Source organism: Vibrio panuliri, assembly GCF_009938205.1.
Taxonomy (GTDB): Bacteria; Pseudomonadota; Gammaproteobacteria; order Enterobacterales; family Vibrionaceae; genus Vibrio; species Vibrio panuliri.
The window spans coordinates 816,232-833,686 of sequence record NZ_AP019654.1 but is presented as its reverse complement, the minus strand read 5'-3'; the positions used below and the strand labels follow the sequence as shown (position 1 = coordinate 833,686).

Genomic DNA, 17,455 nt, shown 5'->3' with positions numbered 1-17,455 from the left:
GTTAACAACAAGTCTTGAAAATATCGCCTATAATTCTTTCAATCCTTGAATTTATTAGGTTTCTCCCATATTTCTCGCCACCAATATACGGTTGGCAACATTCTAATACAATTAGTGTAACAATTTTTGCTACACAGAACAGATTTTTAACTTAATGTACGTAAAAAATAATAACAAGAGCACAACTCAGAGGAGAAAAATTGACTTTATTAACGAAGAGACGTACAAAAATGACACACAAACATCCTGGATGGATTAAATAATAAACAAAGGAGATTGTTATGGCGGATAAGAAAGCGACCCTTCATATTGAAGGTAAAGCGCCAGTCGAACTGCCAATTATGCAAGGTACTATTGGACCTGACGTAATTGATGTTCGCAAACTTGGGGCCAATGGCTACTTTACTTTTGACCCAGGTTTTCTTGCCACTGCATCTTGTGAATCTCAAATCACCTACATCGATGGCGGCAAAGGTGTACTACTACACCGCGGTTTCCCTATCGACCAATTAGCCAACAACGCTGATTATTTGGAAGTGTGTTATATTCTTCTTTACGGTGAAGCCCCAACTCGTGAGCAGTACGAGAAGTTCAAAACAACAGTAACTCGCCATACAATGGTGCATGAGCAAATTGCCAGCTTCTTCCATGGCTTCCGCCGTGATGCGCATCCAATGGCGGTTATGTGTGGTGTTGTCGGTGCATTAGCTGCCTTCTACCACGATTCACTTGATATCAATAATGACGTACACCGTGAAATTGCGGCTTATCGTCTTATTTCCAAAATGCCGACGCTGGCTGCAATGTGTTACAAATACTCGATTGGTCAGCCATTTATCTACCCACGTAACGACTTAAACTATGCAGAAAACTTCCTGCACATGATGTTCGCTAATCCATGTGAAGAGTACGAAGTGAACCCTGTTGTTGCCCGTGCGATGGATAAAATCTTCACGCTACACGCAGACCATGAGCAAAATGCTTCAACATCAACCGTGCGTCTAGCTGGCTCTTCTGGTGCTAACCCATTTGCCTGTATTGCAGCGGGCATCGCATCACTTTGGGGACCTGCTCACGGCGGTGCAAACGAAGCTTGCCTGAAAATGCTTGAAGAAATCGGCAGTGTCGATCAGATTCCTGAGTTTGTTGAGCGTGCGAAAGATAAAGATGACCCATTCCGTCTAATGGGCTTTGGTCACCGCGTTTATAAAAACTACGACCCTCGCGCAACGGTTATGCGTGAAGCCTGTCATGAAGTGTTAACGGAATTGAATATTCAAGACCCACTACTCGATGTTGCGATGGAACTAGAACGTATCGCACTATCGGATGAGTATTTTGTTGAGAAGAAACTCTACCCGAACGTCGACTTCTACTCTGGCATTATTTTGAAAGCGATTGGTATTCCGGTTTCAATGTTCACGGTAATCTTCGCCATGTCTCGAACCATTGGTTGGATTGCACACTGGAACGAAATGCACAGCGACCCAGACAACCGTATCGGTCGTCCACGCCAGCTGTACACTGGTGAGAGCCAACGCGAGTTCCGCCCTCTACATGAGCGCGAATAAGCGTTAAAGCATAGAAAAGCCAAGGGCTGACATGAAAGCGTCAGCCCTTTCTTTTTGGAAGCGAGAAGCGAGAAGCGAGAAGCGAGAAGCGAGAAGCGAGAAATTGTCAGGGTTAGCGAGATTGCGTCAACCCTTTCTCTTTGGGTGCAACTAACTGCTTGTCATCCTAAAGAACAAAACCACAATTTCGTCCCTAAGAGCAAGCCACTCTCTGTGTTTGTCATCCCTAAGAGCGAGCCACCTTTCTGTATTTGTCATCCTCAAGAGCGAACCACTCTTCTGTATTTGTCATCCTCAAGAGCGAGGAACGAGCGAGTTGGGGATCTATCTTAAACTTCACCAAATACAAGATTCCCTACTCGCGCTAACGCGCGCTATGGAATGACAAACTTAAGCCAAGCACGAAATAAGACAAAGCCTGCACCATATTCCGTGAGTAAAGCATTCCATAAGGCAAAGCCCATTCCCGCTTCCCGAAGAGAGGCCTTCCTTAGGATGAAGTCCGTTCCCTTTACCCGCCCCGTTAAACCGGATTATCGATATCGATAAAGGTCACGTCCAAGCCATGTTCACTGGCTAGCCATTCACCGAGCGCTTTAATGCCATAACGTTCTGTCGCATGGTGCCCAGCAGAAAAGTAGTGAATATCAAGCTCACGAGCACTGTAAGTGGTTCGTTCAGAGATCTCACCGGAAATAAACGCATCTAGCCCATGTTGTGCCGCAAGCTCAATATAATCTTGACCACCACCAGTACACCAACCTACCGTTTCGATTAGCTTATCTGCGCTCTCAGGAGCGATATGCAGCGGTTTACGATTCAACACTGAATCGATACGTGCGGCAAACTCAACGCCCGTTACAGGCTGTTTTAGACGACCATACATCGCCACTGACTGAGGATGCCCTTCTAAACCGCCTTCAACATCAATCTCGAGTAAACGCGCGAGTTCAGCATTGTTACCCAGCTCTGGATGGATATCTAAAGGTAGATGATAACCAAACAGGTTAATATCATGCTTAATCAGGGTACGGATTCGTTTACCTTTCATGCCACGAATCGGCTCTGGCTCACCTTTCCAAAAGTAACCGTGATGCACCAGCAAAGCATCCGCACCAAGTTCAACCGCTTTATCGATCAACGCTTGCGATGCTGTCACGCCAGTCACGATCTTTTTAATCCGTTCGCCACCTTCGACTTGCAAACCATTCGGACTGTAGTCTTTGATCAGTTGTGGCGAGAGTTTTTCGTTAAGTATCTTTTCAAGTTGTAGATTATTCATCTGACTTTCCAGTATCCTGACTTTAGCGACGTTATAGCAACTTCGTCTGCAATTGTCGAAACAAACCCATAGAATTGATAGTGACGAGATATGAGTGAACTAGACGAGTTTTATCAATGGATAATCACCAGCCCTAATTTGATTGAGCAGAGCAAACTCTGCTCCAATCTAAACGCGTTGAAGCCAAGTCCAGTCGCCCCCGACACTGAGTATCATGGCAATTACCGCTTGGGTTTTGTCTATCAACACCTTTGCACACAAGCCTTTATTAACAGTCCCCATTATCAGCTACTAGCGGAAGAAATTCAGCTATCCGAGCAAGGCCGAACGTTAGGTGCCATCGATCTTATCGTGCACAATCTCGCGCAAGATATTACCGAACATTGGGAGGTGGCGATAAAGTTTTACCTACTACACAAGGGGCATTGGTACGGACCAAATGCTCACGATCAGCTTGAGCTAAAACTCCCTCATATGGTGAATCACCAATTGCAAATGTCACAAAGCGATGCGTTTAAACAACAATGCCCAGAGTTGAACGTCAATTCACACCATCTACTGCTTCAAGGTCGGCTGTATATCAACCCCTTCAATCATGAGATTGTTCCAAGCCACTGCTTAGACTTTAAACTTAACTCAAGCCAAATTAACGGATATTGGTGTCACTATTCTCAGGCCCATCAGATTAAAGAAACACTTTATGCTCTTCCCAAGGTGCGTTGGGCAACGGGTAAACTGCCAGATTCCCCGATTGTTGAGCCTAATCCACAACGGTTTATTCATGCGCAAACCGACAGCGGACGGTTTTGGTTTGTAGTGCCAGATGCGTGGCCTGAACAGAACGCATAGTGCTGACGAGACTAAACTACGGAAAAAGAGCCACGCCGCGTAAACTTCGAATCCCTTGACTGTCCTCCTCGAGAGGCGGAGCCGAGTCGGGGATCTTGACTACGCTGCACCAAACCAACTCAAGAGCTAGATTCCCTACTCGCGCTAATGCGCTCTATGGAATGACAAAGTTTAATAGTGCGCTCAATAGAGTCACAGATTCAAGAAATTGAACATTGTGGTTTTCCGTCAGTATGACAGAGCCGCGCATTCCATCTTTCCTATTGAGTACTCCTCACAAAAAAAGAGCCGACTTTCGTCAGCTCTTTTCAAAAAAAAACGCACTCAAAATTACAAGCCAGCGTCTTTAAACACTTGGTTTACGATCTCTTGTGCTTCTGCTTCGATCTGTTTTAGGTGCTCTTCACCTTTAAAACTCTCGCAGTAGATTTTATAGATATCTTCAGTACCAGATGGACGTGCCGCAAACCAGCCATTTTCAGTCGTCACTTTCAGACCGCCAATCGCTGCGCCATTACCAGGCGCATGTGTTAAACGCGCCGTAATTGCATCTCCAGCAAGTGTTTCTGCCGCAACCATTTCAGGGCTAAGCTTCTTCAACACATCTTTCTGAGGACCATTCGCCACAGCTTGAATACGGTTGTATTGAGACTCACCGTGCTTGGCAGCCAACTCCTCATAGTAATCTTGAGGATTTTTACCCGTTACCGCCGTGATCTCTGCAGCGAGCAAACATAGTATGATGCCATCTTTGTCCGTTGACCAAGGTGTCCCGTCTTGACGTAGGAAAGAAGCGCCCGCGCTCTCTTCACCACCAAAGCCAAATTTGCCCGCGTAAAGACCATCAACAAACCACTTAAAACCTACTGGCACTTCGCATAACTCGCGGCCTAGATCAGCAACAACGCGGTCAATCAAAGCACTTGAAACCAGTGTTTTACCAACAGCAACGTCTTTGCCCCACCCTTGACGATGACGGTATAAGTAATCAATACACACCGCTAGGAAATGGTTAGGATTCATCAAACCTTTAGGCGTCACAATACCGTGGCGATCGTAATCCGGATCATTACCAAACGCCAAGTCATACTCATCTTTAAGCGCTAATAATCCAGCCATCGCGTATGGTGAAGAACAATCCATACGCACCACACCGTCTTTATCCAACGACATAAATTGGAAACTTGGATCAATCGCCTCACTAACCAGAGTCAGGTTCAGATTGTATGCCTGACCAATTTGGCGCCAGTAATCAATACCACTGCCACCCAATGGGTCAACGCCAATTTTGAGATCTGCCTTTTGAATAGCCGCCATATCGATAACATTCACCAAATCATCAATATACGGCTTAACCAAATCGAGTTGCTGGAATAGCGGCGAAGCTTTGGCTGCCGCCAATGACATGCGTTTCACGCCCTGCAACTCTTCAGCAATCAATGCATTCGCACGATTTTCTATCGCTTTAGTTAGCGCATCTTCCGCAGGTCCACCATGAGGGGGGTTATATTTGATGCCGCCATCTTGCGGTGGGTTATGTGATGGAGTAATCACAATACCATCCGCTTTATCTTGGTGAACGCGGTTATAGGTCAAAATTGCATGCGAAATACCTGGTGTCGGAGTGTAGCCATTGTCCTGTTGAACAATCACTTCGATACCATTTGCGATAAGTACCTCGACAACACTTGAGAAAGCCGGTTCCGACAGTGCGTGTGTATCTTTACCGATAAAAAGTGGACCAGTGGTCCCTTGTTCCGCACGCACCTCAGCAATCGCTTGAGCAATAGCCAGAATATGATTTTGGTTAAAGGTCGCTTTGTCCGCCGTTCCGCGATGACCTGAAGTGCCAAATTCGACTTTATGTGCTGGGTTGGTTGGGTCTGGTTGGAGGAGGAAGTAGTTCGATACTAACGCCGGAATATTGTGCAAATCCTGTTGCTGAGCTTTTTGCCCAGCTCTTGGGTGCATAGCCATTTTGACATCCTTTCTAAATTAACAAGCCATAAAAAAAAGCCTCATAAAACTCGTCGGTCATTATGAGGCTAAAAATTTAGTGTTTAGATTGAGTTCGCCACTTTCTCAATCAAATCAGCTGGGAAGCTCATGCGCGACATTAGTTGCTCAACCATTTGTCGCTTGCGGCTGGTATTATTATTCGTGATAACCCAAAACGGCGAAGCTGGGATCGCTTTTGGTTTTGTTGTATTACCGTTTGCCAGCAAGGTTTGCTCGTTGTCTGCAAAGTAGACACGTTTACGACCTTTAACTTGAGTCGCTTCTGAGAAACCATCAGGATCGAGGCGGTGTAACGTCGACAATACCATCATAAAACGATCAATCGCTTTCTTAAGACCCGCAAACTCATCAGAGATTAATAGAGAACGCATTTCTTTTACGCAATCTACCTGCACATCTTTTACCGCATCTTTGCTTACCACAAGACCTTGCGGTGCCTTCATTGTCAGTGGTGTCTCAACTTGAGCATCACCATCAACATTCAACAAACGGCGCAAAATATCCGAAGCACTCTCACCAATGTGTTGGGTCTGACTTGCGATGTAACGGTATAGATCCTCATCAACCTCAATTGTTTTCATTCGCTTTTCACAATCTCTATGTTTAAACTCTTTGGCGATTATAGCGAGATCTTCTCTCAGACTCTACGTTAAACCAGTCACGAATAAGATAAAATGTCACAACTGCTCAACTACAAACTCGAAGGTGAGGGTCACACCATTGTCTTGATCCACGGATTGTTTGGTAATCTCGATAACCTTGGCTTACTTGCGCGCAATTTAAAGCAAGATCATCAAGTGCTTAGTATCGACTTGCGTAACCATGGTCTTTCTTTCCACCACGAACTGCACACCTATCAAGCGCAAGCAGAAGATGTCAAAGCGTTACTCCAACATCTTAACATTGAGCGTTCTACCCTAATCGGTCATTCGATGGGCGGCAAAGTCGCGATCAAAGTCGCAGAGCTACTGGAAACACAAGTGCAGCAACTGCTTGTACTCGATATGGCGCCAGTCGATTATCAAGTACAACGTCATGACAATGTGTTTGCGGGTTTACAAGCGGTCAATTCCGCCAAGCCAGAAAGCCGCAAGCAAGCATTAGAGATTCTTGCACAGCACATTGAACTTGAAGGCGTGCGCCAGTTTCTGAGCAAATCACTGTACAAGAACGACAATCACCTCGCTTGGCGTTTTAGTGTTGAAAACCTCTGGAACAACTACCGCCACATTATGAGTTGGCAGCCGATCCAACAGATCAGCACCCCAACCCTATTTATCAAAGGGGCGAATTCCGACTATTTACAAGCCGAGCACCAACGCGATATTCAAGCGCAGTTTTCACAAGCGAAAGCCCATATCATTGCCAACACTGGGCACTGGTTACATGCAGAAAAACCTGAGGAAGTATTGCGAATCATTCGTAAATTTATTGGATAAGTATAAAGTGAGAAGCTTCCACATTAACTTTGACTGATAACAGTGGTATAGTGCAGCGCAAGTAAATTAGCATAAAGGGATATCATGCTTTACGACTACATGAACATGCTTGAGTCTATTGGTCTTGATCTACTGTTTGCCTCGATCTTCTTTTTGATCGGTATGGCAATCAAAGACGTACTTCACGCAGGTAATGTTCCTCCTTTTGGTCGTAGAATAGTATGGTTGGTGCTGTTTCTCGGCTGCGCTGGTTTTGTCGCCAAAGGGCTGATTCAGTTGAGTTGGGAAGGAACCGGTTTAGGCTAATCCACTTTAGATGCTAGTAAGTAGACAATATTAAAGGTAACGAATCTATGGCAAGTGTAGGTATCTTCTTTGGTAGCGACACAGGTAACACTGAAGCTGTTGCAAAGATGATTCAAAAAGAACTAGGCAAACAACTAGTTCACGTTCAAGACATTGCAAAAAGCAGCAAAGAAGACATCGATAACTTCGATCTTCTGCTTCTAGGTATCCCAACTTGGTACTATGGTGAAGCGCAGTGTGATTGGGATGACTTCTTCCCTGAACTTGAGCAAGTTGACTTCTCTACTAAGCTTGTTGCGATCTTCGGTTGTGGTGACCAAGAAGACTACGCAGAGTACTTCTGTGACGCAATGGGCACAGTGCGTGATATCGTAGAGTCTAAAGGCGGTACAATCCTTGGCCACACGTCTACTGAAAGCTACGAGTTCGAAGCTTCTAAAGGTCTAGTAGAGGGCGACGACAGCCTGTTCGTTGGTCTATGTATCGATGAAGATCGCCAACCAGAGTTGACCGAAGAGCGCGTGAAAAACTGGTGTAAGCAGATTTATGATGAAATGTGCCTAGCTGAGCTAGAAGGCTAATTTCAAGAAACCTCCCACTGGGAGGTTTTTTTTAATCTGAATTTTCTGACTAGTCCGACGACAGCTCAACTTGAGACTCAGCCACTTGTCGATATTTTGGCTTTTTGCGCACATATAACTTGCGCTGCACTTCTGCCACGACCTCTCCATGGGTATCTTTAACATGGACGATAAACTCAGGAAAACTCTTGTCCCCCAACGCTGTCTGCTGGTAAATCTCATCCAATTGCCCAGCGTGAAGTTCAAAATCAGCGAACAAATCGCCTTTTCCAGGCTTAATAAAGTTGATACTCGCTTCTTTATCCCAGACGTAATATTCCTCACCCAAAATCCCCATTAACATTAACGCGTAAATAGGGTCAGTTAGAGAAAATATACTGCCGCCATACTGAGTTCGGTTGGCGTTTTTGTTCCACCACCGCAACTTTAACTTTACTTTTACCTGACGAAAATCCTCGCTAATTGAAACAATTTTTATCCCACTTCCCCAAAATGGCGGCCAAGAATTCAATGCAAATCGAACCATGCCTGGCTTGTAAACCTTTGAAAATAAAGAACTCATTGATGATAGCTTCCGTGCAACCACAAATAAACGTTAATGAATTGTAACTAATCAGACCAGTTTTATCCGTGACACCACACAACTTTAGAAAAAATATAAGTAACCCCTTGAACTTCGTGGTTTATTGTTAAGCTAACCTGCCCTATAATGGTAGGAATATTGAATTCTGTTAAACACTGCAGATCATCAACGGGAAAGTATATGTCAGACAATAATCAAGCGCTTAAGGATGCTGGTCTTAAGGTAACCTTACCTAGGCTGAAAATTTTAGAAGTATTACAGCAACCTGACTGCCAACACATCAGTGCTGAAGATTTGTACAAAAAACTGATCGACCTAGGTGAAGAAATCGGCCTTGCGACAGTTTATCGCGTTTTGAACCAATTTGATGATGCAGGTATTGTCACTCGTCACCATTTTGAAGGTGGCAAGTCGGTATTTGAACTGTCAACTCAACATCACCACGACCACCTAGTTTGCCTAGATTGTGGCGAAGTGATTGAGTTTTCAGACAACGTAATCGAAGAGCGTCAGCGTGAAATTGCCGCGAAGTACAACGTCACTCTGACTAACCATAGCCTTTACCTATATGGTAAATGTGGTGATGGTACGTGCAAGGACAACCCTGACGCACACAAAGAGAAAAAGTAATTTATCAAAGCGCCTTAAGGGCGCTTTTTTTAAGTCCTCTGTTCAGCAGACAACAAAAAGCCAGTCATATAGACTGGCTTTTTTACTAATCACTCAGTGATTATTGAGCTTCAATCTTAGCCCAAGTATCACGAAGACCGACAGTACGGTTAAACACCAATTTGTCTGCAGAAGATTCTTTTGCATCAGCGCAGAAGTAACCCATACGCTCAAACTGGTAACCCTTCTCTGCTTCTGCAGAAGCTAGGCTCGGCTCAACAAAACCATTAAGCACAACCAAAGAATCCGGGTTGATTGTTTCAGCAAAGTTATCTGCTGCTGCTGGGTTTGGTACAGTGAACAGGCGATCGTATAGGCGAATTTCTGCTGGAAGGCCTTGGTCAGCCGATACCCAGTGAATAACACCTTTTACTTTGCGACCATCTGCAGGGTTCTTACCTAGCGTATCTGCATCGTAGCTACAGAAGATAGTTGTGATATTGCCTTGTGCATCTTTTTCGATACGCTCAGCTTTAATCACATAAGCACCGCGTAAACGTACTTCTTTACCCAGTACTAGACGCTTGTACTTCTTGTTACCTTCTTCACGGAAGTCTTCACGCTCAATCCACACTTCACGAGTAAACGGCACTTCGCGCTCACCCATTTCAGGTTTGTTTGGATGGTTAGCAACCGTTAGCGTTTCAACTTTACCTGCTTCGAAGTTCTCGATAACCACTTTAACAGGATCAAGTACCGCCATTGCACGTGGTGCATTTTCGTTTAGGTCATCACGAATACAAGACTCTAGAGAGCTCATTTCGATCATGTTGTCTTGCTTGGTTACACCAATACGTTTACAGAACTCACGAATTGCTGCAGGAGTGAAGCCACGACGACGTAGACCAGAGATAGTTGGCATACGTGGGTCATCCCAACCGTTAACCAATTTCTCAGTCACTAGTTGGTTTAGCTTACGCTTAGACATTACCGTGTACTCTAGGTTTAGACGGCTAAACTCGTACTGACGTGGTTGGCAGTCGATAGTAATGTTGTCTAAAACCCAGTCATATAGACGACGGTTGTCTTGGAACTCAAGCGTACAAATAGAGTGCGTAATACCCTCTAGCGCATCAGAAATACAGTGCGTGAAATCGTACATTGGGTAGATGCACCACTTGTCACCAGTTTGGTGGTGAGACGCAAAGCGCACACGATATAACACAGGATCGCGCATCACGATAAACGATGACGCCATATCGATCTTAGCGCGAAGACACGCCGTGCCTTCCTCGAAGCCACCATCACGCATCTTTTCAAATAGCGCTAGGTTTTCTTCAACGCTACGGTCACGGTATGGGCTTGGCTTACCAGGTTGAGTAAGTGTGCCACGGTACTCGCGGATCTGCTCAGGACTTAGCTCTTCAACATACGCTAAGCCTTTATTAATTAATTCCACTGCGTACCCGTAAAGCTTATCGAAGTAGTCAGATGAGTAACAAACCTCACCATCCCACTCAAAGCCTAACCAAGACACATCATTCTTAATCGACTCAACGTATTCTACGTCTTCTTTTTCTGGGTTCGTGTCGTCAAAACGTAAGTTACACTTACCCTGATAGTCCTGAGCAATACCAAAGTTTAGGCAAATTGACTTAGCGTGACCGATATGCAAGTAGCCGTTTGGCTCTGGCGGAAAACGAGTATGCACGCTTGTGTGTGTTCCATCTGCTAAATCTTTATCAATGATTTGGCGAATAAAATTCGATGGACGAGCTTCAGCTTCACTCATCTATAACACCTCAGATATTTTAGTATTGTCAGAGAAAAAAAGGCTCTGGGACGTTATTTAGACTTCTCAGAGCATATAGCGACTTATCATCCACAATTCTTGCCTAAGACACAACTAAATCTGGGTGATTATTGAGAAATAATCACTCGCGACTGATGGTTATTTAACCACCCCTGTATAGAACTGTGCGCAAGCGCAAAAAAGCCTCCCGAAGGAGGCTTTTAGACTAACATTCTAACTAGAAGTTATTATGGAAGTTTTACATCAGATAGGTCTTCGTTAGCACCGATTGCTTTCATTTCGCCAGCAACGATTTCAGCTAGAGGACCAAGGATAACTTGTAGGTTGTTTTCACCTAGTTTCACTACCCCTTTCGCACCCAGCTTCTTAAGAACATCTTCGTTAGCTACAGAGCGGTCTTTTAGAGTAAGACGTAGACGAGTGATACAAGCATCAATTGACGTTAGGTTGTCATGACCACCTAGTGCTTTTAGGTATTGACGAGCAAGGTCACCTTTAGCAGCGTCAGCGGCTGGAGCACCAACTTCATCTTCGTCTTCTTCACGACCTGGCGATTTTAGGTTGAACGCGCGGATTGCGAAGCTGAAAGTGAAGAAGTATAGAGCACCGAAAGCTAGACCGATAACAAGTAGCATGAACGGCTTAGTTGCTAGACCCCAGTTTAGTAGGAAGTCGATTAGACCTGCAGAGAAGCCGAAGCCGTGCAGAGTACCAAACATGTTAGCAACAACTAGAGATAGACCAGTGAACACTGCGTGCATTGCGTATAGCGCTGGCGCTAGGAACACGAACATGAACTCTAGAGGCTCTGTGATACCAGTTAGGAATGAACAGAATGCTACTGAGAACAGTGCACCACCAACTTGGCTGCGTTTCTCAGCTGGAGCTGCTAGGTACATAGCTAGCGCCGCACCTGGTAGACCAAACATCATTACAGGGAAGAAACCGTTCATGAACACACCAGCAGACTTATCGCCGCCGAAGAAGCGGTGTAGGTCACCTGACTTAACAGTTTCAGTTACAGTGTTAACTGTTGCAGTGATTTCAGGAGTTACAGAGTTAACGAAGTTAAATGTGTACTCTTGACCAGCAACTAGAGTTTTCGCTAGAGCTGGGTCAACACAAAGTTGTTTTAGGTTTGGAAGAGCTTCACCCGCTGCAGATGCTGCAGTGATTACGATCTCTTGACATGTACCCATACCGAACCAGAAGTAAGAGTTCAGTACGTGGTGTAGACCTACAGGGATAAGTGCACGGTTAAGAGTACCGTATACGAATTGACCTACTGCGCCAGACGTTGATACTGCGTGCGCCAGTGCGTCAAGACCACCTTGGATAGAAGGCCAAACAACACCAGATACAGCACCTGCAACTAGAGCAAACAGACCAGCCATAATAGGAACTAGACGTTTACCAGCGAAGAATGCCAGCCACTCAGGAAGGCGAGTTGCGTGGAAAGCGTTGTAAGAGTGACCTGCGATGATACCTGCAAAGATACCGCCGAAGAATGACATGTTTACGTCAGCGTTGATTGTTGTCGCTGTTGCTGTTAGTACGAAGTACGCAACGGCACCAGCAAGACCGGCAGCACCGTTACCGTCTTTAGAAAGACCGATTGCGATACCTAGACCGAACAATAATGGTAGGTTACCGAAAATAGCACCACCAGCTTGTGCCATGAACGGAATGTCTAATAGGTCACCTTGACCTAAGCGAAGTAGAAGCGCCGCAACTGGAAGCGTTGCGATAGGTAGCATCAATGCTTTACCTAGCTTCTGTGCATATCCAAGAATATTCACCTTAAGTTCCCCCTATAGGATTTGTATTTTGGCCGAGCTACTTTTTTATGTTGCTCAATTTAGTCGAAGCCAGTTTATGACATTAATTTTGCTCCGCAAATTAAAACCTTATCATTTGTGATCATAATCACCAGAAAAGGGTGTGATCGAAGGTTTTTGCTAGCGAGATCATAAAACTTATTTTACAATTCAAAAAAATGCTAATTAGCAGATATTATTTCCACCATAGATGTGGGCTCACTTCAGCAAGCAAGGCTGATAGAGCAAGGCTTCAAGCGTTATGACAAAATTGTAACTTACAATGGATTTTTTTCGCGACGGAAAGCACACAAGTGGAGCAGATAAAGGACAAATTCATCCTTTAGTAAAGATATTTTGCGGCCTAATTGAAGTTCACAAATTAAGTAAACAAGTGAGGAAATTTTCTTCGATTTGAGTGGCCATTAATTCCCAGATTTCAACATATAAGGATTAGTTAAACATGTATGCGCTAACTAACTGTAAAATTTATACTGGCAGCGATGTTCTTGTTGACCACGCTGTGATCATCAACAACGGACTAATCGAGTCTGTGTGTCCAGTGACTGAGCTTGCGGCTGATATCCAAACTCGCGATCTAAACGGCGCAAACCTAAGTCCTGGCTTTATTGACCTACAGCTAAACGGCTGTGGCGGCGTAATGTTCAACGATGAAATCACGGCTGACACCATTCAAATTATGCATGAAGCAAACCTAAAATCAGGTTGTACAAGCTTCCTTCCAACACTGATCACCTCTTCTGATGAAAATATGCGCCAAGCCGTTGCCGCAGCTCGTGATTATCATGCACAACATAAGAATCAATCATTAGGTCTGCACCTTGAAGGTCCTTACCTGAATGTGGCAAAGAAAGGGATTCACAGTGTCGATTACATCCGCCCTTCTGATGACAGCATGATTGACTTTATGTGCGATAACGCCGATGTGATTGCCAAAGTTACCCTAGCACCTGAACACAATGATCCTGAGCATATCTCTCGCTTGCGCGATGCAGGTATCGTCGTGTCGATTGGTCACACTAATGCAACTTATGCTGAAGCTCGTCAAAGTTTTGAGCATGGTATTACATTCGCAACTCATCTATTTAATGCGATGACCCCAATGGTGGGTCGCGAACCGGGTGTTGTCGGTGCAATTTACGATACATCAGATGTTTACGCTGGTATCATTGCCGACGGTTTCCATGTCGACTACGCAAATATTCGAATCGCTCACAAAATTAAGGGTGAAAAATTAGTATTAGTGACCGATGCCACAGCTCCTGCAGGCGCTAACATGGATTACTTTATTTTTGTAGGTAAGAAAGTATATTACCGAGATGGTAAGTGTGTTGATGAAAATGGCACACTGGGCGGCTCAGCTTTAACCATGATTGAAGCAGTTCAAAATACAGTTGAGCACGTCGGCATCGCTTTGGATGAAGCACTACGTATGGCAACTTTGTACCCTGCAAAAGCAATCAAAGTTGACGACAAACTAGGTCGTATCAAAAAAGGCATGGTCGCTAACTTGACTGTGTTTGATCGTGACTTCTCAATCCAAGCGAATATTGTTAACGGACAGTACGAGCAAGTGTAAACATGAATGGCGGACAAATAGGTAACGTAGATTTAGTCAAACAACTAAATAGTGCAGCAGTTTACAGGCTGATAGACCAACAGGGCCCTATCTCTAGGATCCAAGTGGCAGATGTCAGCCATCTGGCACCAGCAAGCGTCACAAAAATAACCCGCCAACTACTTGAACGCGGCCTTGTAAAAGAGGTCGCTCAACAAGCTTCCACCGGTGGTCGTCGAGCCATCTCATTGACGACAGAAGTGGAACCTTTCCACTCAGTCGCAGTGCGACTTGGGCGTGACTACATCCAGTTCAGCCTATTTGACTTAGGCGGTAAAGAGCTGGCGAGTGACTATCAAGAGTTTTACTACACCACACAAGGTGAGTTAGTTGATGGTCTATTGCAGTCTCTGAAAAACTTTATTCAAAACAATCAGTCTATTATCAATCAGTTAATTGCTATCGGCATTGCACTACCAGGGTTAGTAAACCCAGAGTCTGGTGTGGTTGAATATATGCCTAATATTAACGTTGATAACCTTGCTCTTGGTGATTTGATCTGTAATACCTTCCACGTCGAGTGCTTTGTTGGTAATGACGTTCGTGGTATGGCATTAGCAGAGCACTATTTCGGCGCAAGCAAAGACTGCCAAGACTCCATCTTAGTGAGTGTTCACCGCGGTACAGGTGCGGGTATCATTGTTAATGGTCAAGTATTCCTTGGTTATAACCGCAACGTCGGTGAGATTGGTCATATCCAGATTGACCCTCTTGGAGAGCAATGCCAATGTGGCAACTTTGGTTGCTTAGAAACGGTGGCGGCCAACCCTGCAATCGTTGATCGCGTCAAAAAACTGATTGCGCAAGGATATGAATCCAGCTTAACCCAATTGGACTCCATCACGATCAAAGATGTATGCGAACACGCCAATCTAGGTGATGAACTTGCCAAGCAAAGTTTAGTTCGCGTCGGTAATCAATTAGGCAAAGCAGTCGCGATTACTATCAACCTGTTTAACCCTCAGAAAGTGATCATCGCTGGCGACATTACTTCGTGTGAAGATATCCTATTCCCTGCGATTCGTCGCAATGTAGAGAATCAATCGCTAACCACTTTCCATAAAGAGCTACCGATCGTCGCATCAGAAATTGATAAACAACCAACATTGAGTGCCTTTGCAATGATCAAACGCGCAATGTTAAACGGCGTTTTGTTACAAAAATTGCTAGGTGATTGATAGATTAAGCACACTGTTGCGTTAGAATATAAGGCTATGTCTATGACGTAGCCTTTCTTTTTTATAGGAATTAATAATTTTAATCATATGGAACTCATGTTAATCACCGCAGCATTCCTTGCTGGCTTTATCGCATTGAAATGCAACCTTCCCCCGCTTGTCGGTTTTTTGCTGGCAGGGTTCGGGCTTCATGCTTTCGGCTACAGTAGTAATGATACCATCGTTACCCTCGCCGACCTTGGCGTAACTCTGCTGCTTTTCACTATTGGTTTAAAGCTGGATATTAAGACCTTACTCTCCAAAGAAATTTGGGCGGGAGCAACCGTACACAACCTTCTCTCAACGGCCCTTTTCACGGTTGCGCTGTTACTGCTGAAAGCATTAGGGGTTGACAGCATTTCAGCGATGAACCTTGAGCAAGTCATCTTACTCGGGTTCGCACTTTCGTTTTCAAGTACCGTATTTGCGGTTAAGTCTCTGCAAGAAAAAGGCGAAATGAATGCTACGTACGGCACGTTAGCAATCGGTATCTTAGTCATGCAAGATATCTTCGCGGTGATTTTTCTCACGGCTTCAACGGGGAAAATACCAGAATGGTATGCAATAGGCTTGTTCATCCTACCGCTACTGAGACCACTGTTTTATAAGCTACTCGATTGGGTAGGACACGGCGAGATGCTGGTGTTGTTTGGTATCTTCTTTGCGCTCGTTGTTGGCGCAGGTCTATTTGAGTTGGTTGGAATGAAAGCCGACTTAGGGGCGCTGATCTTAGGAATGTTGCTCGCTGGACACAAAAAAGCCTCCGAACTTTCAAAATCGCTATTTAACCTCAAAGAGTTGTTCTTAGTCTGCTTCTTCCTCAATATCGGTTTGTCTGCACAGCCGACAATGACGGGCTTTGCCCTCGCGTTGGTATTCTTACTTCTATTACCAATTAAAGGCATTCTCTACTTCCTTGTGCTTAATGCCTTTAAGTTCCGAGTACGCACTTCCTTACTCGCCTCGCTCAGTCTATTTAACTTTAGTGAGTTTGGACTCATCGTCGGAGGGCTGGCATTTAAGATGGGGTGGATGAGCGGCGACATACTGGTTGCCTTGGCGTTAGCGGTATCCATCTCTTTTATCATTTCTGCTCCGATCAACCGCAAAGGACACGAACTTTACCACCGTTCAAGCCGCTGGCTTAAAGAGCATGCCGCAGAAAAGCTCAATCAACGCGATCAACTTATAAACCCAGGTAGTGCTCAAGTGCTAATACTCGGGATGGGACGTATCGGTACAGGGGCGTACGATGAGTTAGTCAGTAACTATGGCAAAATCAGTTTGGGGATTGAAGTTCGCGACGAAGCGGCAAAATGGCACCGTGAAGAAGGGCGTAATGTGATTCAAGGCGATGCTACTGACCCTGATTTTTGGGAGCGTATTTTAGATACCGCCCATGTCAAACTGGTGTTATTAGCAATGCCTCATCACCAAGGTAATCAAATTGCCTTAGAGCAACTTCAAGCGCGCAACTTTCAAGGAAAGATCGCCGCGATTGCGGAATACCAAGATCAAATGGATATCTTACTTGAAAATGGTGTCGATGCCGCGTTTAACATTTACAGTGAAGCCGGCGCTGGTTTCGCCAACAACGTGTGCGATCAACTCCAACCCAACTTTCATAAAGTTTAGCTATTGGCAAGGTTAGCCTTAGTTTTTGCACTAAAATCCACCGTATGGTGGATTTTTTTTAACAATATAGAAATATATTAAATGCCATTCAATCA

The 17,455-nt window shown here is 44.8% G+C and carries 15 protein-coding genes; 9 read left to right on the top strand and 6 right to left on the bottom strand.

Translation table 11 applies throughout. From position 1 onward, the window contains the following. The first annotated feature begins 281 nt into the window (after positions 1–281). Positions 282–1,571 carry a citrate synthase gene (locus GZK95_RS03785; RefSeq protein ID WP_075706704.1) on the top strand — a complete coding sequence of 430 codons (1,290 nt, stop codon included), beginning with the start codon at positions 282–284 and terminating at the stop codon, positions 1,569–1,571. A gap of 523 nt (positions 1,572–2,094) precedes the next feature. Here the strand turns inward: GZK95_RS03785 and GZK95_RS03780 are convergent. Next, positions 2,095–2,853, bottom strand: coding sequence for a Nif3-like dinuclear metal center hexameric protein (locus tag GZK95_RS03780; RefSeq protein WP_075706703.1), 759 nt, complete (start codon positions 2,851–2,853; stop codon positions 2,095–2,097). 90 nt (positions 2,854–2,943) lie between these two features. On the opposite strand from GZK95_RS03780, the gene GZK95_RS03775 reads away from it, so the two are divergent. Further along, positions 2,944–3,702 carry a DUF1853 family protein gene (locus tag GZK95_RS03775; RefSeq protein ID WP_075714385.1) on the top strand — a complete coding sequence of 253 codons (759 nt, stop codon included), beginning with the start codon at positions 2,944–2,946 and terminating at the stop codon, positions 3,700–3,702. 330 nt (positions 3,703–4,032) lie between these two features. Here GZK95_RS03775 and pgm read toward each other — a convergent pair whose 3' ends face one another. Together pgm and seqA are read right to left on the bottom strand one after the other, a co-directional pair. Continuing rightward, a complete protein-coding gene (gene pgm, locus GZK95_RS03770; protein ID WP_075714387.1) occupies positions 4,033–5,679 on the bottom strand; it encodes a phosphoglucomutase (alpha-D-glucose-1,6-bisphosphate-dependent) in 1,647 nt (548 codons plus the stop codon). A gap of 83 nt (positions 5,680–5,762) precedes the next feature. Beyond that, a complete protein-coding gene (gene seqA, locus GZK95_RS03765; RefSeq protein WP_075709697.1) occupies positions 5,763–6,302 on the bottom strand; it encodes a replication initiation negative regulator SeqA in 540 nt (179 codons plus the stop codon). 93 nt (positions 6,303–6,395) lie between these two features. Here seqA and GZK95_RS03760 point away from each other — a divergent pair, with 93 nt between their 5' ends. The 3 genes from GZK95_RS03760 to fldA all read left to right on the top strand — a co-directional run bounded on the left by GZK95_RS03760 (position 6,396) and on the right by fldA (position 8,047). Further along, positions 6,396–7,160, top strand: a complete 765-nt coding sequence (locus tag GZK95_RS03760; protein WP_075714389.1) for an alpha/beta fold hydrolase — start codon at positions 6,396–6,398, stop codon at positions 7,158–7,160. Positions 7,161–7,244: 84 nt separating this feature from the next. Continuing rightward, positions 7,245–7,466, top strand: coding sequence for a DUF2788 domain-containing protein (locus GZK95_RS03755; RefSeq protein WP_075652181.1), 222 nt, complete (start codon positions 7,245–7,247; stop codon positions 7,464–7,466). A 47-nt stretch (positions 7,467–7,513) separates the two neighbouring features. Beyond that, complete coding sequence (gene fldA, locus GZK95_RS03750; protein WP_075709699.1) at positions 7,514–8,047, top strand: flavodoxin FldA; 534 nt, start codon at positions 7,514–7,516, stop codon at positions 8,045–8,047. 49 nt (positions 8,048–8,096) lie between these two features. Here fldA and GZK95_RS03745 read toward each other — a convergent pair whose 3' ends face one another. Continuing rightward, a complete protein-coding gene (locus GZK95_RS03745) occupies positions 8,097–8,609 on the bottom strand; it encodes a DUF4442 domain-containing protein (RefSeq protein ID WP_075709700.1) in 513 nt (170 codons plus the stop codon). 201 nt (positions 8,610–8,810) lie between these two features. On the opposite strand from GZK95_RS03745, the gene fcrX reads away from it, so the two are divergent. After that, the gene (gene fcrX / locus GZK95_RS03740; RefSeq protein ID WP_075709701.1) at positions 8,811–9,260 is read left to right on the top strand and encodes a ferric iron uptake transcriptional regulator FcrX; all 450 of its coding nucleotides are present in this window, start codon (positions 8,811–8,813) and stop codon (positions 9,258–9,260) included. A gap of 100 nt (positions 9,261–9,360) precedes the next feature. Here the strand turns inward: fcrX and glnS are convergent, their stop codons facing one another. Together glnS and nagE are read right to left on the bottom strand one after the other, a co-directional pair. Continuing rightward, complete coding sequence (glnS, locus tag GZK95_RS03735; protein WP_075709702.1) at positions 9,361–11,031, bottom strand: glutamine--tRNA ligase; 1,671 nt, start codon at positions 11,029–11,031, stop codon at positions 9,361–9,363. Positions 11,032–11,279: 248 nt separating this feature from the next. Then, the gene (gene nagE / locus GZK95_RS03730) at positions 11,280–12,851 is read right to left on the bottom strand and encodes an N-acetylglucosamine-specific PTS transporter subunit IIBC (RefSeq protein ID WP_075714391.1); all 1,572 of its coding nucleotides are present in this window, start codon (positions 12,849–12,851) and stop codon (positions 11,280–11,282) included. 481 nt (positions 12,852–13,332) lie between these two features. Here nagE and nagA point away from each other — a divergent pair, with 481 nt between their 5' ends. From nagA to GZK95_RS03715, 3 genes are all read left to right on the top strand, one after another. Then, positions 13,333–14,469, top strand: coding sequence for an N-acetylglucosamine-6-phosphate deacetylase (gene nagA, locus GZK95_RS03725; RefSeq protein ID WP_075709704.1), 1,137 nt, complete (start codon positions 13,333–13,335; stop codon positions 14,467–14,469). A gap of 2 nt (positions 14,470–14,471) precedes the next feature. After that, positions 14,472–15,686, top strand: a complete 1,215-nt coding sequence (gene nagC, locus GZK95_RS03720) for a DNA-binding transcriptional regulator NagC (RefSeq protein WP_075709705.1) — start codon at positions 14,472–14,474, stop codon at positions 15,684–15,686. An 87-nt stretch (positions 15,687–15,773) separates the two neighbouring features. After that, complete coding sequence (locus GZK95_RS03715) at positions 15,774–17,360, top strand: cation:proton antiporter family protein (protein WP_075714393.1); 1,587 nt, start codon at positions 15,774–15,776, stop codon at positions 17,358–17,360. Positions 17,361–17,455: the final 95 nt, after the last annotated feature.